This is a genomic window from Ruminococcus flavefaciens MA2007, assembly GCF_000621845.1.
Classification (GTDB): domain Bacteria; phylum Bacillota; class Clostridia; order Oscillospirales; family Ruminococcaceae; genus Ruminococcus; species Ruminococcus flavefaciens_E.
In genome coordinates, this window is record NZ_KK211357.1 from 34,115 (window position 1) to 51,686 (window position 17,572).

13 protein-coding genes are annotated in these 17,572 nt (G+C 45.4%); 7 read left to right on the plus strand and 6 right to left on the minus strand.

The features are described from left to right. Positions 1-252 precede the first annotated feature (252 nt). The 3 genes from T497_RS18895 to T497_RS0115145 all read right to left on the minus strand — a co-directional run bounded on the left by T497_RS18895 (position 253) and on the right by T497_RS0115145 (position 4,195). A complete protein-coding gene (locus T497_RS18895) occupies positions 253-2,310 on the minus strand; it encodes a dockerin type I domain-containing protein (RefSeq protein ID WP_028516337.1) in 2,058 nt (685 codons plus the stop codon). A gap of 161 nt (positions 2,311-2,471) precedes the next feature. Next, positions 2,472-3,209: a dockerin type I repeat-containing protein gene (locus tag T497_RS0115140; protein WP_028516338.1), complete on the minus strand. Its 738-nt coding sequence runs from the start codon at positions 3,207-3,209 to the stop codon at positions 2,472-2,474. Then, on the minus strand, positions 3,206-4,195 hold the full coding sequence (locus tag T497_RS0115145) for a radical SAM/SPASM domain-containing protein (protein ID WP_028516339.1): 990 nt from the start codon (positions 4,193-4,195) through the stop codon (positions 3,206-3,208). The genes T497_RS0115140 and T497_RS0115145 overlap by 4 nt, the downstream gene beginning before the upstream one ends. 321 nt (positions 4,196-4,516) lie before the next feature. Here T497_RS0115145 and T497_RS0115150 point away from each other — a divergent pair, with 321 nt between their 5' ends. The 6 genes from T497_RS0115150 to T497_RS0115180 all read left to right on the plus strand — a co-directional run bounded on the left by T497_RS0115150 (position 4,517) and on the right by T497_RS0115180 (position 11,144). Next, positions 4,517-6,007: a nucleotide sugar dehydrogenase gene (locus T497_RS0115150; protein WP_028516340.1), complete on the plus strand. Its 1,491-nt coding sequence runs from the start codon at positions 4,517-4,519 to the stop codon at positions 6,005-6,007. 159 nt (positions 6,008-6,166) lie between these two features. Beyond that, on the plus strand, positions 6,167-6,727 hold the full coding sequence (locus T497_RS0115155; RefSeq protein ID WP_028516341.1) for an RNA polymerase sigma factor: 561 nt from the start codon (positions 6,167-6,169) through the stop codon (positions 6,725-6,727). Further along, a complete protein-coding gene (locus T497_RS0115160) occupies positions 6,714-8,498 on the plus strand; it encodes a hypothetical protein (protein ID WP_028516342.1) in 1,785 nt (594 codons plus the stop codon). The genes T497_RS0115155 and T497_RS0115160 overlap by 14 nt, the downstream gene beginning before the upstream one ends. 160 nt (positions 8,499-8,658) lie before the next feature. Next, the gene (locus T497_RS0115165) at positions 8,659-9,063 is read left to right on the plus strand and encodes a hypothetical protein (protein ID WP_028516343.1); all 405 of its coding nucleotides are present in this window, start codon (positions 8,659-8,661) and stop codon (positions 9,061-9,063) included. Between the two features lie 198 nt (positions 9,064-9,261). Further along, complete coding sequence (locus T497_RS0115175) at positions 9,262-9,786, plus strand: hypothetical protein (RefSeq protein ID WP_028516344.1); 525 nt, start codon at positions 9,262-9,264, stop codon at positions 9,784-9,786. A gap of 164 nt (positions 9,787-9,950) precedes the next feature. Next, complete coding sequence (locus T497_RS0115180; protein ID WP_028516345.1) at positions 9,951-11,144, plus strand: reverse transcriptase/maturase family protein; 1,194 nt, start codon at positions 9,951-9,953, stop codon at positions 11,142-11,144. 301 nt (positions 11,145-11,445) lie between these two features. Here T497_RS0115180 and T497_RS0115185 read toward each other — a convergent pair whose 3' ends face one another. From T497_RS0115185 to T497_RS0115195, 3 genes are all read right to left on the minus strand, one after another. Then, positions 11,446-12,006 (minus strand): flavin reductase family protein, encoded by a 561-nt coding sequence (locus T497_RS0115185; protein ID WP_028516346.1) that lies wholly within the window; start codon positions 12,004-12,006, stop codon positions 11,446-11,448. Between the two features lie 85 nt (positions 12,007-12,091). Continuing rightward, positions 12,092-13,174: a hypothetical protein gene (locus T497_RS0115190; RefSeq protein ID WP_028516347.1), complete on the minus strand. Its 1,083-nt coding sequence runs from the start codon at positions 13,172-13,174 to the stop codon at positions 12,092-12,094. Next, a complete protein-coding gene (locus tag T497_RS0115195; RefSeq protein ID WP_028516348.1) occupies positions 13,171-13,746 on the minus strand; it encodes an RNA polymerase sigma factor in 576 nt (191 codons plus the stop codon). Before T497_RS0115195 ends, T497_RS0115190 begins: the two co-directional genes overlap by 4 nt. Before the next feature lie 346 nt (positions 13,747-14,092). Here T497_RS0115195 and T497_RS18190 point away from each other — a divergent pair, with 346 nt between their 5' ends. After that, complete coding sequence (locus tag T497_RS18190; protein ID WP_080693415.1) at positions 14,093-17,539, plus strand: carbohydrate binding domain-containing protein; 3,447 nt, start codon at positions 14,093-14,095, stop codon at positions 17,537-17,539. Positions 17,540-17,572 lie beyond the last annotated feature (33 nt).

The window sequence follows — 17,572 nt, forward strand, 5'->3', positions numbered from 1 at the left end:
TGGGGGAAACCTTTCTGAGGAAAGCGTTTCCCCCATACCCCTTTCCAAAGACTTTTATCTGGTTTTTTCGCAGATAGGGCGCTTCATAAATAAAAAAATCCTGCAAAATGCAGGAGCGCCCTATCTGTGAAAAAACAAAACGAAAGTTTTAGGGAGAGAGTTTGAGAGAAGCCCCTTTTTCAAAAGGGGTTCTCTCAATAATTAACATAAAATTTCTGTATAAATACTATGGTTATAGTGTATCGCTGATTTTTATTGCTGCTTCATGAAATTTTCCATTGTTTCTATCTTTGCCTTTGCAGTGGAAACGTAAGCGTAATAAGACAGGATATGAGAAGCGTCCACGGCATTTATATTACCGTCGCGGTCAACGTCAGCCGCAGTCATCTGTTTATCGCTGAGGTCGCCCTTTTTATTGGTTGAAGTCATTGCATAATAGGTCAGGACTGTTGAAGCGTCAACTGCATTTACCGCCTTGTCGTTATTTACGTCGCCAAGCGAATAATCTGCTGTTATCTCGGGCTTTACAGGTCTTGTGGTAGTTGTCGCAGCTGTAGTTGTTACAGGAGACGCCGTAGTTACAGTAGTCTTGGGATTTTCAGGGATAGTAAACTCTGCCGAGGTCTTGTTTACCTCCAGCATTCTGTTTATCATCTCGGTGTACTCTGTGCGTGTAGCCTTTCCCTTTGGATCAAGACGGCGTTCTTCCTTTGGAGCGCCTTCCTCGCCCTTGCCTTCCATGATATGCCATGTGCAAGCCCAGCATATAGCCTCCCAGTGGTCGAAGTCAACATCGAAATAATCCATGAAATCGTCGCTTCTTCCGAAGTCGATAGCACGCTCATAATTCTTGTATTCAGAATATCTCATAAGCATAAGAGCTGCGTCCTCTCTTGTCACCCATTTGCCAACGCCGAAGGTATCGGAAAGAACATTCGGATAACCGAAGAACATGGAGTTCTTCTCGCCCCAGAGAAGGGCGTTCTCATACCATGCGCCGTGCTCTACGTCCTTGAATCTTGACTTCAAGCCGCTTACGCTTGGCTTTCCTGCCATTTCATAGAGAGTCTGCACAGCTGCTTCACGGGTGATGAGCTGGCTTGTATCTGTTATGTTGTCATCATCGGAAGCATATTCAACAGCAGCAGCCTTTGGAGTTTTATCAAGCTTTACTTTGTTATCAAAGGCGATGAAGAAGATATTGTCTCCGCCTGTGGAGGTATCTCCGCCGTAATCTATCTTCCATGCGTGGAATTTGCCGTAGTTCCAGATATCCTCGTCCTTTCCCTCGTTGTGAGTCTTTATGAGGAACGGATTGTAGCCGATATCAAGCTCGGTAAACTCGTTTATGAAAGCCTGCAAAAAGCGCAGATTAGGATTGTGTGACAGGTCGAGACCTGTCAGCTCGTTCTGCATACAGTCAAGGTAGGCAAGCTTGGGATTTTTTGATACATCAATACTTTTAAGCTTATTATATGAGCATATGAGCTTGTTAAGCTCTGGATTATGGCTGACATCAACGCTTGTGGCGTTATTGTTGGAGCAGTTATAGTATTGCAGTCCCGGGCACTTGCTGACGTCGATACTTCCTAAATCCGGGTTATCCCATACATCAAGCCTTTTCATCAGCGGACAGCAGGTAACGTCCAGCGTCTTGAATTTATTTCTGAACGCGTCAAGGTGCTGCATTCTCGGATTATGGCTGAGGTCAAGCTCTGTCAGCTCACAGTCTCCGCACATAAGGTGCTCCAGCACGGGGTTGTGGCTTACGTCTATCTTTTTCAGCGGATTTGAGTTGCACTCGATATAGGACATCTCGGGATTCTGCGCAACGTTCAGCGAGGTAAGCTTACAGTCATAGCAGTATACCCACTGCAACGTCGGAGTTGATGAGAAATCCAGCGAGGTAAAGAGATTTCCCGAGCACCATATGCCTGTTATCTGCTGATTCTTACTGAGGTCCATGGTGGATATCTGGTTATCCATGCAGTAAAGTCCGCGGAGCTCCGTGATATACTCTATACCCTGCAAGGACTTGATATTCATGTTGTTGCACCAGATGTTTCTTGCAACAAGAAGCTCATCTGCGTCTAAGGTGCCGTTTTTATCCTTATCAAAGGCGCTGGAGATATACGACCTGAAATTCGGATCGGGAAAGGTCGTTGCATTGACCTTTACGGGTTTGAGATTCGAGGTATAGTCTGCCGCATACACAGCTGAGGGCTCAGACGATACTGAAAATGTTGTGGAAAATGGAACAAAAGCTGTTACAGCCGCTATAAGAGCAGCCGTAATTTTATTAAGTTTCATTGTTATCACCTGCCGTTTATATTATTTTTTTGCAGCCATATGGCTTTTACTCATTATATCATTGTATAATGGTAATTTCAAGACATATTTTGTGCTTTTTTCAAAAAAAACGCTCCGACTGTACCTTGCAAATACAGTCGGAGCTTGTTCTATTGCCTTTATTATTTATCAAACACTCTTTCAGCGTCATATCTCATCTGCTTCAAGAGCTCGCGTCTCATGACTACAAGGTCGAAGATGTTTATCTCTCCGTCCTTACACATATCAGCCTGATACCAGTCATATATCTTTGCATCGGGCATATGCAGGATATATCTCTGAAGTGTGATGATATCCGCAACATTGAACTCAAAGTCACCATTTGCATCACCCGGAATATCGGCCATCTCGCCCATAAGCGGCGGGATCTCCTCCTCAGATGTGGTGGTTGTAGTCACTATCGTAGTAGTGGTCGCGGCAGTCATCGTTCCCATGAACGGCGGTATTTCCTCAGCAGTTGTTGTCGAAGGTCCCATCATTCCTCCTGCAAAAGAAGGAATAGTAGTAGTAGTGGTGGTCGTCGTTCTCGGAGCAGTCATAGTGCCTGCCAGAGGCGGAAGAGTTGTGACTGTTGTAGTAGTTTCAGGTGCTACATCTCCCATAAGAGGAGGTATAGTAGTCGTTACAGGCGGCTTTGTAACAATATCCGAGGGAGCTTCTGCTCCAACGACAGGGGGCTCTTCATCAGGAAGAACCATTACACCTGCCGTCTCAGGTATCTCTAAATAGTCGGCGTCAGACATTGTCATCTGACCTGACAGCTGTATGTTCTCTTCCGATGAAACATAAGTCGCGTTCACTGTAGCGCTGACAGTTACAGCAGCTAAAAGTGACGATATCTCTTTCGTAAACTTTCTCATATCTTCTTACCTCCATTTTCTTTAGCGATAATTTCAAGTGCGGTCAGTATATGCACCTGTTCCTCCATGCAGGCGGCTTCGGAAATATCCCTTACCGTGCCTGTTGTTGCCATTTTTCGACAGGCGCATGAGTTGCGGCAGTATTCCGCTATCTCACAGCCCCTGCACCGCTCCGAGACCATTGAATAGTCGGGGTGCTCTTTTCTTGCTTTTTCAGCCTGTATACCCACGAAAACATCGCCGCAGCGGTATTCGGGTATGTTCTGGAACTGAACGCAGGGATAAAAGCTTCCGTCCCAGTTTATGAAAATCTTCTTTTTGCATATCTCGCAGAGACTTCTCTTGTTTTCCCTGATGTTCTTCTTTTTTACAGCCAGCTCGTACACGAAAAGGTCGGGTATCTCCGCTATTTTGCGCCACTGCTCCCTCATTATATCGCCGAAGCTGTCGGCGTCGTCGGGAACGAGGAATGCGTCCATAGCCGCAGAGACCTTTTTCACGCCCATGTTTTTCAGATACATGATATTATCGTACAGCTCGGGAAGAGTCTGCTCCGTATAGACAAGCTGTACAAGAGTCTCGGGCTGATATTTCAGCAGTAATTTCAGATTAGCGTCAAGGAGCGCCGTATCAGCGCCTCTGTCGGTACATTTTATGCCGTCGTGAGACATATTGATGATTATTTTTCTCTCTGCGCACCATTTGATAAAATCCTCGTCAAGGAGAGTACCGTTTGTGGTGATGACAAACTCCTTTGCAGTAAGGTTCTCGCAGTAGAATTTTACTGTATCCTTATAGAGAAGGGGTTCGCCGCCGAAAAGATAAACTGTTCCTGCATTATTCTGACTTTTTATGTAATCAGCAATTTTATCACGGGTTTCATCGTTTATACAGCCGTATTCCGTGTTAAGGTGTCTTTCGTAGCAGTAACTGCATTTAAGATTGCATTTGTTTGTAATGCTGATAGTATAATCCAGAATTACCACCTCTCTCCCCTGTATATCTGTTCTTGCTATCAGTATAATACATATCATGGGAAAATGCAATATATTTCATAAAAAATTATTTATTAAAGCCCAAAATCAGCCAATACTGTATAGCTCTCACTTATTAGACGTTTGAGAATGCAGAAACTCTCACCTATTTCAGAGAAAAAATGCAGAATTTTTCAGGGGCGTTTTTGTAGGTTTTATACAAAAATATATTCCGAGCACAGTATTGACTTTACTATTAACATTTGATATAATATATGCATATACTAATACGACAAATTGTCATCAAAAACGACATTATATAGGAGAGATATCATGAAACATTTATCATTGGAGAAGCTTGCTGAAACGGTCATCGCCAAGAGAAAAGCCGCAGGTATGTCACAGACTGCCCTGTCCGAAAAGACAGGCATTAACCGAACCATGTTCACAAGGCTCGAAGCCGCCGATTACAGCCCCTCTGTAGACCAGCTCCTTGCGTTGTCCGATGTTCTGGGCTTTGACTACACCGACCTCTTTGTTGAGGACTCGGCAGAGGTCATGACTGTCCCGCGAAAAAAGGTAGCCGTTGCAGGAACAGGCTACGTTGGACTTTCCCTTGCTGTACTGCTCTCTCAGCACCACGACGTTACCGCTGTGGATATAATCCCCGAAAAGGTGGAAAAGCTCAATAACTGGACAAGTCCCATACAGGACGATTATATCGAGAAATACCTCGCCGAGCATGAGGAGCGGAAGCTCTCCCTCAGAGCCACAACCGACGGCGAAGCCGCATATAAGGACGCAGATTTTATCATCGTTGCCGCTCCCACAAACTACGATCCAAAGACTAATTTCTTTGACTGCTCCGCTGTTGAAGCAGTCCTTGAGCTCATAAAAAAAGTCACGGCTGACCATAAGAAAAAGCCCACTGTCGTTATAAAATCAACTATCCCTGTTGGCTACACCGTGCAGGTGCGCGAGAAGCTGGGCATGGACAATATCATATTCAGCCCCGAATTTCTCCGCGAATCAAAGGCTCTCTACGATAACCTTTACCCGAGCCGTATCATAGTGGGCTTTGACGAAGCAAACAAGGAGTCCGCAGAGACCTTTGCGGCTATGCTTCAGCAGGGCGCTGTAAAAGCTGATATGCCCGTGCTTTTCATGGCTACCACAGAGGCTGAGGCTACAAAGCTTTTCGTGAACACCTACCTTGCTCTACGCGTGTCATACTTCAACGAGCTTGACACCTACGCAGAGGTCAAGAATCTCAACACCGCACATATTATAAAGGGAGTCTGCCTTGATCCCCGTGTGGGAGACTACTACAACAACCCGTCCTTCGGATACGGCGGCTACTGCCTGCCCAAGGACACAAAACAGCTCCTTGCAAACTATCAGAACGTACCCCAGAACATGATGACGGCTATCGTTGAGAGCAACAGGACGCGAAAGGACTTCATCGCTGACAGAGTCCTCGAAATGGCAGGGGGCTACAGCTATATGTCAAATAATCAGTTTGACAGCCGCATGGAAAAGAATGTAGTCGTTGGTATCTACCGCCTGACTATGAAATCCAACAGCGATAACTTCCGCCAGTCCTCTATTCAGGGCGTTATGAAGCGCATAAAGGCTAAGGGAGCTACTGTAGTCATATACGAGCCTACCCTCGAAAACGGCAGTACATTCTTCGGCTCGCTGGTAGTCAACGACCTGAAAAAATTCAAGAAGATGTGCGGCTGCATAGTCGCAAACAGATACAGCAGCGTCCTCGACGATGTTGCGGAAAAGGTCTACACCCGCGACCTTTTCAAAAGGGACTGAATCACAGCATAATCAACAAAGACAAGAGCGCTTATTACTGCAAACTGCACAAAGTTTGGCTTTTTACAAAAAATTGCAGAAATAAGCGCGTAGTTTTTTCTTCTCATCCCGTCTAATAAGTGAAAGCTCGGGAACAGGCTTTCAGAAAGGAGTAAGTCTATGGACAACGGTGCAAGTAGCTACCGCCGTTTTCTTGACAATGGTGATGTACAAGGATTAGATGAGATCATAATAGAATACAGCGACGGTCTGATACTGTACCTGACAAGCATAGTCGGAAACGTTCAGACGGCGGAAGAGCTTACGGAAGACACTTTTGTCCTGCTCGGCACAAAAAAGCCGAAGTATAAGGAAAAAAGCTCCTTTAAGACATGGCTCTACGCCATAGGCAGAAATATTGCGATAGATCATCTTCGCAAATATTCAAAAAAGAACTGTGTTTCTATTGATGATACACCTGAACTGACAGACGATGAGGCTGCTGTTGAAGAAGCCTACATCAAAAAAGAGCAGCAGATAACAGTGCACAAGGCAATGCGAAAGCTGCCCCAGAAATATCAGCAGGTGCTATGGCTCATTTATTTTGAAGGATTCAGCAACAAAGAGGCTGCAAAGATAATGAAAAAGAGTCTGCGCAGTCTGGAATCTATCCTTTACCGTGCTCGTAAATCACTCAGATCACAGCTTGAAACGGAGGGTTTTGAATATGTTGAAACATGAAGAGATGATCGAGAATGTACACCGCCGCATAGCTCAATATGAGGAGGAGAAGAAAATGAAACATTCTACATTCAAAAATATAATTTCTGCCATAAAGCCAAAAACCAAAAAAGAAGAGACAAAAACAAGTGAAGACGGATATATCGAAGTAGTCAGCGGCACTGAACGCATTGAGACCTCACATCGTATGCTGCGTATGGTAAGTGCAATCGCAGCAGGAGCTGTGCTTGTAACAGGCATAGGCGCTACAGGTCTGCTCCTTAACAAGAATAAGCCGCAGAAATCATCTGAGACAGATAATAGTACCATTTCTACGGAAGCAGAAGAAACGACACAGCTCACTAATGAAGACAATGGTAAGGTCTCACCGTTCGGTGATATGGGAAAAGCGAATTTAAGTCTAAGTATCCTTCACGAGGATATCTCATTTGATGATTACGAAGACTATTCAAGCGCTACCTATGACAGACTTGCAAAGTTCATGAACTCTCTTGACTGGGGTGAAGGCACAGATATCGAGCCAATTGATATCCCTGATTTCTATAAATATGAGGGCGAAGGATATATTATCAGCTGGGATAAAGCTGATATTAATTACTCTGTAGTTGTTCTTGATAATGAAACAGTGTATTATATAGTACAAAAGTGTCAGCCAAACAACGGTTACTTTGATTACAACTATATCGAAAGCCATATTTATAAAATCGATTATGCAGCATTTGACGCAGGCGTAAAGGATATACTCAGCCAAAACGTGTCCGATAAGGGCGAATATCTGTCACAGAGAGACCTGATGAAGTATTTCGACGGAGAGTTCTTATATGCCGAGCTGTACCTTGAAAAGACCGGTAACAGTGAAATAGTAACACCTGAAAAAGAGTCAACAAGAAAAGCTCTTGAAGGCTTCCTCGAAAATGATTTCATGCATATGCTGAAAAAAGGCGACTCAACCGATAATGAAAACAGCGAAGCAGATTACACCATTGTGCGTTACTATAAGACAGGTGACGATACAGAACGCAGAGAGACCTATTTTATCACGAATAACGGTTCTGTCAGCCTCTGTGCGTATGTCATCGCCAACGGCGATTCAATACCGCAGTTCCCTGTGAATTTTTCCATTGATGTCAAAGAGTTTGACGCTGCGCTCAATGACGTTTTAAGCGGCAAAAATGATGCAAAGTATGCTGACAAACCCAAGCATGAGACCGAGAACAAAAATAACACAGAAAAACACGAGGACGTTCAGCCAACAACCGAAAAGCAAGAGCAGCAAACAACTGCCGCACCTGACGAGCGTCAGGAACAGCAGATACCTGAAAATACCGAGCCCGCAACAGTTTCGGAAGAAAATGATGAGCCTGAAGACCGCAGAGATATTTTCCTTTCCGCCAAAACGGGCGTCTATATCTGGGATAAGAACGATAAGCTTATCGCTTCGCCTAAAACCCATGACTTTGCAGCCCTTAACACTTTCTCCAAGGAGAAGCTCGATCCGTTTCTTGATATGGGAATACCTGTTCCAACTGACATAGAAGCTCAGGACTGGGCTGTGGAATATAATATTTTAAGAAAATATATAGATAAAGACGGAAAGCTCAAATATTCAAACTACTATATACACAAATACGGTCATATGCTGGTATACTACTATGAATTTGAAAACGGCGAATGGTGGCCTTACGGCTCTGACGGCTGCGGTATTGATTACGCAGAGGTCAAGACAATGCTCGACGAAGTACTTGAGAGTTCCAAATTACCAAAAGAATAAATAAAAACACGAACAAAGAAAGATATATATATCAAGGGACGGCTGCTGCCGTCCCTTTTGATATACATGAGCTTTTGCGTTTTTCTCTTGCATTTATGGCGCTTCAATGATATAATATATCTATAATACTTGTTTTTCAACCAAAATGAAAGGATATCCCATGAATATAATAAAATACCCGTCAGCAGAAGCCGTGACAAAGGCAATGGCAGCAGATGAGCCTCTCCTTGTCCTTATTTCATTTGACGGCAAAACAGCTGTGATGAGTCAGGTCGACGAAGCCGTCGAGCACCATGTACTTCTCCTTAATACAGGATTCAAGGATACGGATATAGACAAATTCTTCCGCATAGTCCTTGACCGAAGCGGAGCTGACTGGACATTTGTTTGTCCGCCCGACTACAAAAACATAACATTCAAGGATAAGCGCATTGAAGCCTTCTATAAGGACGGCTTTGCGGTCATCTCCGATTTTCTGCACTCTATAGGCTATCTTGTGGGAATAAATATCCCCAAGCGCTACAGCCGTCATTTTGATGTTCTCGGAGATAACGACAATATATGAGCGCTGTTTTAAAGCCCTATCCTGCTGAAATAGCAGAATATGGCTTGTTTTATATCCTTTTGGCTGACAACTTCTGCCTTTGTTCAAAGCAAACAATGAGCTCCTGAAAATTTTAGTAAAAATGCAGATTGAAGCTGCTCTGCCTATATGTTAAAATAAGGATATAAATTTAGCTTAATGCCAAAGGAGGACTATACTATGGGACTGTTTTCAAAGCTTCTCGGTGAAAACTCCGAGCTGGGAGGACTTATCAAGGACGTTGCCAACGCTATCAAGCAGGAGTCCGTAAACCTGCACGAAAACGAGGAGACCAAGACCGAGACCACCTACGGAAACGACAATGCGGAAGTCATCGAAACTGACCGTGAGACAGGTCCTTCGGGCTTTTCATGGGGACCTGTTATGCCCCCCGAAGAGAATCAGTATAACTTCAACGGCACCTACAAGGAATACTTCGACCATGTGTTCAGAAGCGATTTTCCTAACTATCACATAGAATCCGTTGACGTAAACGGCGGCAGGACTACAGTATTTACCTTCTGGAGCGGCGATAAAAAGGCGCTGGTGGTGGAGCTCCTCTCAAGAAAGAGCTCGGTATACAAGCTCCGCGCCGACTGCAAGGCAGAGGGTATCCCCTATCTGCGCTTTTACTACGACTATGACGGCTGGTGGAACACAAGAGAGTACGTGAAACACCGTGCCAGCAACGCCCTCGGACTATAAAACTGAAAAAAACAGAAAGAGAACGCTTTGCGCCTGCGGCGGATCAGGCACGGTTCAGCACAGAGCTTCGCAGGTAGCCGAACCGTGTACGATCTTGTACATCCAAGAATTTTCTTGGATTTAACGATTTCTCTTTCTGTTTTTCCATTTTCAAGGAGATAATTATGTCATTACTCAGTAAGCTTTCTCAGCGTGAATGCTGGGAGAGCTTTTATAAATACAAGTCCTCGCTTATCGGCGGCAGTCAGCTGGTCAAGGAGCTGCGCAGCTTCATCGACAGCGAAAAATATATCCCTGTGTATCAGCGTATAATCAGCGGCGAAGCCTTTCCCCTGCCTCGGAAGTCCGTCATCAGCAAGCAGGATACTCAGAAAAAGCGGGTGGTATACACCTATCCCGACGCCGAAAACATGGTTTTGAAGCTGCTGACCTATCTGATTCTTAGGAAATACGACGGGCTTTTCAGCACTGGACTGTACTCCTTCCGTCCCAATAAAACGGCAAAGGACGCTGTTCGGCAGCTGACGAGGACTCCTCATATCAGTGAAATGTATTCCTACAAGGCGGATATAAGCAACTATTTCAACTCTGTTCCCATTGAAAGGCTGCTGCCCATGCTGAAAGAGGTGCTTTCCGACGATGAGGAGCTCTATGCTTTCCTAAGCCGTCTGCTCACCGAGCCCCGAGTTATAGACGGAAACAAGGTCATTATCGAGGAAAAGGGCATAATGGCAGGTACTCCCCTGTCCGCCTTTTACGCCGACCTTTACCTTATGGAGCTTGACCGTACTTTTGCAGAAAAGAATATCCCCTACGGGCGGTACTCCGACGATGTGATACTCTTCGCGGAAACTGAGGAAAAATGCAGGGAATACGCAGACTTTCTCCGCAGCTTTATCACCGAACGGGGACTGGATATAAATCCGAAAAAGGAAAGCTTCTGCACTCCCGATGAGGGTTGGACTTTCCTCGGCTTTTCGTACAAAAGCGGAGTTATAGACATAGCTCCTGCTTCTGTTGAAAAGATGAAGAACAAAATGCGCCGCAAGACCAGAGCCCTACAGCGCTGGAGGCAGCGCAACGAGCTCAGCGGCGAAAAGGCTGCTCTTGCCTTTATACGCATATTCAACAGCAAGCTTTTTGAATGCTCCGAAAACAGCGACCTTACGTGGAACAAGTGGTTTTTCTCGGTTATAAATACTGATACAAGTCTAAGAATCATCGACAACTTTGCTCAGGACTGCGTCCGTTTTCTTGTCAGCGGAAAGCGCACCAAATCACGGTTCAATGTCAGATATGAGGATATCCGCAGCTTAGGGCTCAGAAGTCTGGTGCATGAGTATTATCTGAAAAGATAAAAACAGCTCCTCATAACCGCAACACTTATATAGAAGCTTACAGTTAATTATGGGGGAAACCTTTCTGAGGAAAGGTTCTCCCCCATACCCCTTTCCAAAGACTTTTATCTGGTTTTTTCGCAGATAGGGCGCTTCTTAAATAAAAAAAAGACCTGCAAAAATGCAGGTGCGCCCTATCTGTGAAAAAACAAAACTAAAGTTTTAGGGAGAGAGTTTGAGAGAAGCCCCTTTTTCAAAAGGGGTTCTCTCAATAATAATTATAAAACTTCTATATAAGTATCACGGTTATGAGAAGCTTTTTTTATTCAAACTTTTTTCCGACGCTTCTGGCAGCAGCTACGCTTTCGCCGACAGATCTGTAGGTCTTTGAAACCGTATCATATATAACAAGACCTGCCTTGCTGTAATCCACCTTGTCGTCGGTCATAACGCTCTCGTCTGCTTTAAGTCCGACTACCTCGGCAACAACTCTTGTCTCGCCGAATTCCTCCTGTATATCAATGACCTTGCACTCAATAGTTACAGGGAGCTGGTCTATAACAGGAGCATTGACCTTATCAGACTTGGTTACGGTAAATCCGCACTTTTCCAACTTGTTCTCCACCTTGTTGCCCGATGTAATGCCCACATAGTCGCAGGCAGCTACCTGCTGAGCTGTTGCATAGGCAACGGTGAACTCCTTGTTCAGCCTGATGTTTTCAGTGGTCTTGTGGCTGCTCGAAAGGCTGACAGATATCTGAGTCATGCCTATCTGACCGCCCCATGCTGCGTTCATGGCATTAGGCGTGCCGTTTGCGTCGTAGGTTCCGATGATAAGTACAGGGAGCGGTGCGAAAAAGCCTTTTTCAAATGAAAGTTTCATATTATTTTCCTCCGAAGATAGATTTTTGAACATATTCAGTATACCACAGTCCCGTTCTCAAATCAATAGCTATGCCTGTAATATATCAATAATTGATAAAGCTGCCTAATATCTTACCGTCACTGCCGCGTACAAACATCTGATATGATATTCCCTCGGTCAATGCAACGATATGTGGATATCCTCCGTCTACAGGGCTCCAGCTCGGACCTGTAGTGTGTATATACCACACATCATATTCATCATAATACTCTGCTATGATCGGCGGATAATCACGTACAAACTCAACATCAGGATAACGTGTGGGTTCTTTTTCAAGCCAATCCATGAACTCCTGACCTTTACAGGTAAGTAACACGTATCTTCCCTTATCTATAGCGTCCTGCTCGTCAGCAACAGCTCCCAGCGTTCTGTCAAAGGGAAGGGTTTCAGCTTCATAGGCCATATAGTTTATAATGTTTTTGAAATCTACCAGAGTACCGTCGGAGGTATAATGCTCAAAAGTACCATTAGTTTCAGTATAGGTAGGATAATAACCGTCGTGTGTAATATTGTAAACAGCGTCAAGTACCTCTTTTTCCCTGTCTTCTTCTGTCGGTTCACGTTCAGGTTCAGGTTCGGGAGCGTCTGTTACAGGCTCAGGAGCATTTGTGGAAGTCACAGCGGCAGTAGTAGTTGATGTTGTCGTTGTGGTCGAAGATGTAGTGCTCTTGGCAGTCGATGACTTAGCTGCTGACTTATCCGTTGTCTGAACTGCTGCATCAGTTACTGTAACTGCCGCAGAAGTGGTTACTGTTGTGGCTTCAATGATCGGGTCAGATATCTGAGGCTTATATGTTCTGCCATTATTTTTCAGCATAAAGAGGCTTCCTGCAATTATTGCCACGGCAGCTGCCGAACACAGGGCAATATATATGAAATGCGTTATCTTATGCTGCTTATAGCTGTCCACGCCTGACACCGAATCAGCATATCCCTCAGCCGAAGCTGCTCCCTCAGTTTCATTACCAAGAAGCTTTTTCTCTTTTTCGTACTTCTTCATGGTAATTTTAAGCATTCTCTCTCTTGCTTCTTCATCTATTTCCATTTTCTCTGTTCCTATTTCTTCAACTGTGTTTATATCAGAATCCTCGAGGATATCAAAGCCTATTTCTTTATTCTCGCTCATACATTTCCCTCCTTCATATCATATCCCTCTCGGGTAAGAAGCTCCTTGAGCTTTTTTAGCGCTCTGCTGCATCTCATTCTGACCGCTTCAGGCGACATGGAATGTTTGCTTGCTATTTCATTTGAATTCATGTTGTAGTAGTATTTCTGTATTATGATATCAGAATCGGGCTCGCCAAGGCTTTCTATCAGCCGCAGAAGCGTATTGCGCATATCACTGCGTTCCGTTATACGCTCAACTCGCTGTGAATCGGCTATCTCTGTATTTTCGTCCTCGATATAGACCGTATCGCTGCTGCGCACAAGTCTGCGGTACATCTGAATAGCGGTACGGCTCGCTATAGTGCCGATAAAGCCTTTCATATCGCCGTCAAAGCAGCCCTTTCGGTCATAGCTTATAAAGACAGCGGAAAAGACATCTCCCACACATTCCTCCATATCCTCGCGGCTTCCGCAGCTTCGCAGCTTATTGTAAACTATGGCGTAAACATAGCTGAGATATTCGTTGAACAATGCCGTCTGGGCTTCACTTGGATCTTTTTCATATAATTTTTTGTATTCGCTATCCGTCATAGGATCACCACCTTATATTATTCAAAAGCTCGGCACCTGTAAGTGCTTTCATATAATACACTTGCTGAAACTTTCCAAAGTGTAACATATATTCTGAATATTTTTTCTTTCTAATTATATAATATATCCCTTTTTATTTCAACCGCGTCTGAAATCGGCTTTTTCAACGAGTCTTGCTGTTAAAAGTTTTTTGCGCTCTACAAATAAGTCAAACAAGTGGCGTTTTGTCCACCCAAACAGCATTTTTTGAGTTTACAACATATGTGAATCATGGTAAAATGAATAATAGTAAAACGCTAAATTACGCAAACATAGGCTAAAAAATTGCGTACAGGAGGTTAAAATAATGAATATCTCAAAGAAATTCAAAACTGCTGTTTCAGCAGTTATGGCGGGAGCAATGCTGATAGGCACAGCATCCTCTTTCCCGTCGCCTGCACCTATGGTAGCTGATGCTGCCAGCGCGTGCAACATCAACACAAACAAGGAATACCAGACTATCCGCGGCTTCGGCGGTATGAACCACCCTGAGTGGCAGAGCTACAACGCTCAGAACGGAGCTCCCGGAGACATGACAGCCGCACAGGTGCAGACGGCATTCGGAAACGGCGATAACGAGCTTGGTCTGACAATCCTCCGTATCTTCGTAAGCGATGACAAGAACGCATGGAAAAACGCTATCCCGACAGCTCAGAGAGCTCAGAAGCTTGGCGCAACCGTATTCGCAACACCGTGGAATCCGCCTGCATCAATGAGACAGAATGGCTCGGGCGGTCCTTCAGGCGGTAAGTACGTTCTCAAAAACGGCGCAGAAGCTCAGTACGCTCAGCACCTCAATGACTTCATCAAGTACTGTAACAATCAGGGCGTTCAGCTCAACTCCATTTCAGTTCAGAACGAGCCTGACTGGTCAGGTGAGTGGACAGCATGGAGTGCCGACAGAGCTGCAAACTTCATTGCAAACTACGGTAAATCCGTAACAGCAGGCACAACTACAAAGCTGATGTCGCCTGAGAGTTTCAGCTACAACAAGAGCTTCTACAACGCAATTCTGAATAACTCCAAAGCTATGGCAAACTGCGATATGTTCGGCACTCACTTCTACGGAACTCAGCGCAGCCAGATGGACTTCCCTGCACTTGAACAGTGCGGCAAGGAAATATGGATGACCGAGGTTTATGTTCCAAACAGCGATAATAACTCGGCAGACCGTTGGCCTGAGGGCGTTAAGGTTGCTGAAAATATCCACAATGCTCTCGTTGTGGGCAATATGAACGCCTATGTTTGGTGGTATATCCGTCGTCAGTACAGTCCGATGTGGGATACAGGTAAGATCTCAAAGCGTGGCTATGCTATGGCTCAGTTCTCAAAGTGGGTTCGCCCAGGTGATGTACGTATCGACGCTACAGAACAGCCAGACAGCAACATTCTCGTATCGGCTTACAAGCACAGCGATACACAGGCTACCATAGTTGCTATCAACAAGGGCAACAACAACGTAAATCAGCAGTTCAACCTCAGCGGCAGAACTATCACTGACGTTACAAGCTACAGAACATCAGGCAGCGAAAACATAAAGAAGACTACAGGTATCGCTTCAAGCGGTTCCGGATTCAGCTCACAGCTCCCTGCAAACAGCGTTTCCACATTCGTTGTAAGCCTTGTAAGCGACGGCAAGGGCTTCGAGGGCGGCAAGGATCCAGTTCCTCCAGAGCCGATAGAGCCAGACGCAAACGGTTACTACTACCACGATACATTTGAAGATGATAACGGCAGCTGGGAGAGCAGAGGCGGAGCTTCTGTAAACACTGGCGGCACAGCTTACAAGGGAAATAAGGCTCTTACAGTTTCCGACAGAAGCAGCGCATGGCACGGTGCTGCTAAGGCTCTTGATTCGCTGACATTCAAGGCTGGACAGGAGTACAGCTTCAGCGTTGCTGCAAAGGGCTCAGGAAACATGATGCTGTCCCTTGAATACAAGGATTCTACGGGCACAACAGCTTATGCACATATTGCATACGGCGTTTCCAACGGCGAGTACGTACAGCTTTCAAACACAAACTTCAAGCTCCCAGAGGGCTCAGGCTATATTCTCTATGTTGAGACAGAAGAGGGCACAGGCGATTTCAGCATTGACGAAGTTGTCGTTGCTAAGGCAGGTATAAAGGTTGACGGTCCTGCTGCTGTAACAACAACAACAACTACTACTACAACTACGACCACAACGACCACTACTACAACAGCTGTTACAACTGCACCTCCTGTAACACAGGATCCTAAGTCTGCACTTGAAGCTAAGGTTTCAAAGTGGGGCGACGCTAACAACGACAGCACAGTTGATATGGGCGACGTAGTTCTTATCATGCAGTCACTCGCTAACCCCAATAAATACAAGCTTTCAGAGCCAGGCCGCTACAATGCGGACGTTTTTGAAGCAGGAAGCGGCATTACTTCAAACGATGCACTTTCTATCCAGAAATATCTGTTAAGCCTTATCACAAAGCTCCCTGAGAGCTGGTCAAGCAACCTCACTGCTGAGCCTGTTACTCAGCCTGCTACACAGGCACCAACAACTCAGCCGACCACACAGCCTACAACTCAGGCAACAACCACCACAACTCAGGCTCCTGCTGCAAAGACTATCTTAAAAAATTCTTTCGATTCAAGCACTGAAAGCTGGGCAGGCAGAGGCAATGCTTCTGTTGAGATAAGCGGCGACAGCTACTACTCAGGCAAATCCCTGTACGTAACAGGCAGATCAGCTGAGTGGAACGGCGCAGCTTTAACTCTCGGTTCAGACTTCAAGGCTGGCGAAACATACAGCTTCAGCGCTGCTGTACTCCAGCAGTCAGGCAAGGACGCTGCTATCCAGCTTTCACTCCAGCAGGGTGACGGCGATAATGCAACATACACATCTATCGCTAAGGCTACCTGCAAAAACAACGAGTGGACAAAGCTCGAGAACACTTCATTCACTATCCCTGAAAACTCAGGCGATATGATACTTTATTTTGAAACACTTCAGGAGTCTGGTGACCTTATGAACTTCTATATTGACGATGTACTTGCAGGTACCGAGGGCACAAAATCTTCTGTAGTAACAGGTCAGGGACACGTTGGCGAAGCTCCGGCAGTTACAACACCGGGCGTTCAGGCAGGCAAGAAGCTCTGCGCTATCTCATTCGATGACGGCGCTGTAGGCAACAACTCATCTGATACTTCAATGAGAATACTCAACGCTCTTATCAAGAACAAAATGACAGCTACTTTCTTCTATGTAGGTAACTGGACAACAACAGCAGGCGACAATGAAGAGGTCAAGTTCGCATACAAGAACGGCATGGAGGTCGCAAACCACTCCACTTCACATCCAAAGCTTGGTTCACTTGGCTCTCAGCAGGTTCGCAGCGAGTGGGAGCAGTGCAACAGCAAGCTCAAGAGCATTATCGGCGCTGAGCCGTCACACATCATGAGACTCCCATATCTCGACGGAAGCGGACAGGTCAAGTCAGCTCTCTACGATGTACCGCTTATAAGCTGTGCTATCGACACAGGCGACTGGAACAACGCAAGCAAGGATCAGATCGTAAACAAGATCAAGCAGGCTGCTCAGGACGGCTCCCTTGAGGGCGCTATCGTGCTCTGCCACGAGACATATGCTACAACAGCTTCTGCTATGGAAGAAGTTCTCCCATGGCTGGCTCAGAACGGCTATCAGAACGTAAATATCTCTGATATGGCTAAGGCTCACGGCAAGACACTTGCAGGCGGTCAGATACACACACGCGCTTGACAGCGGACAAATCCTGACATAGTAAAGAGCCAG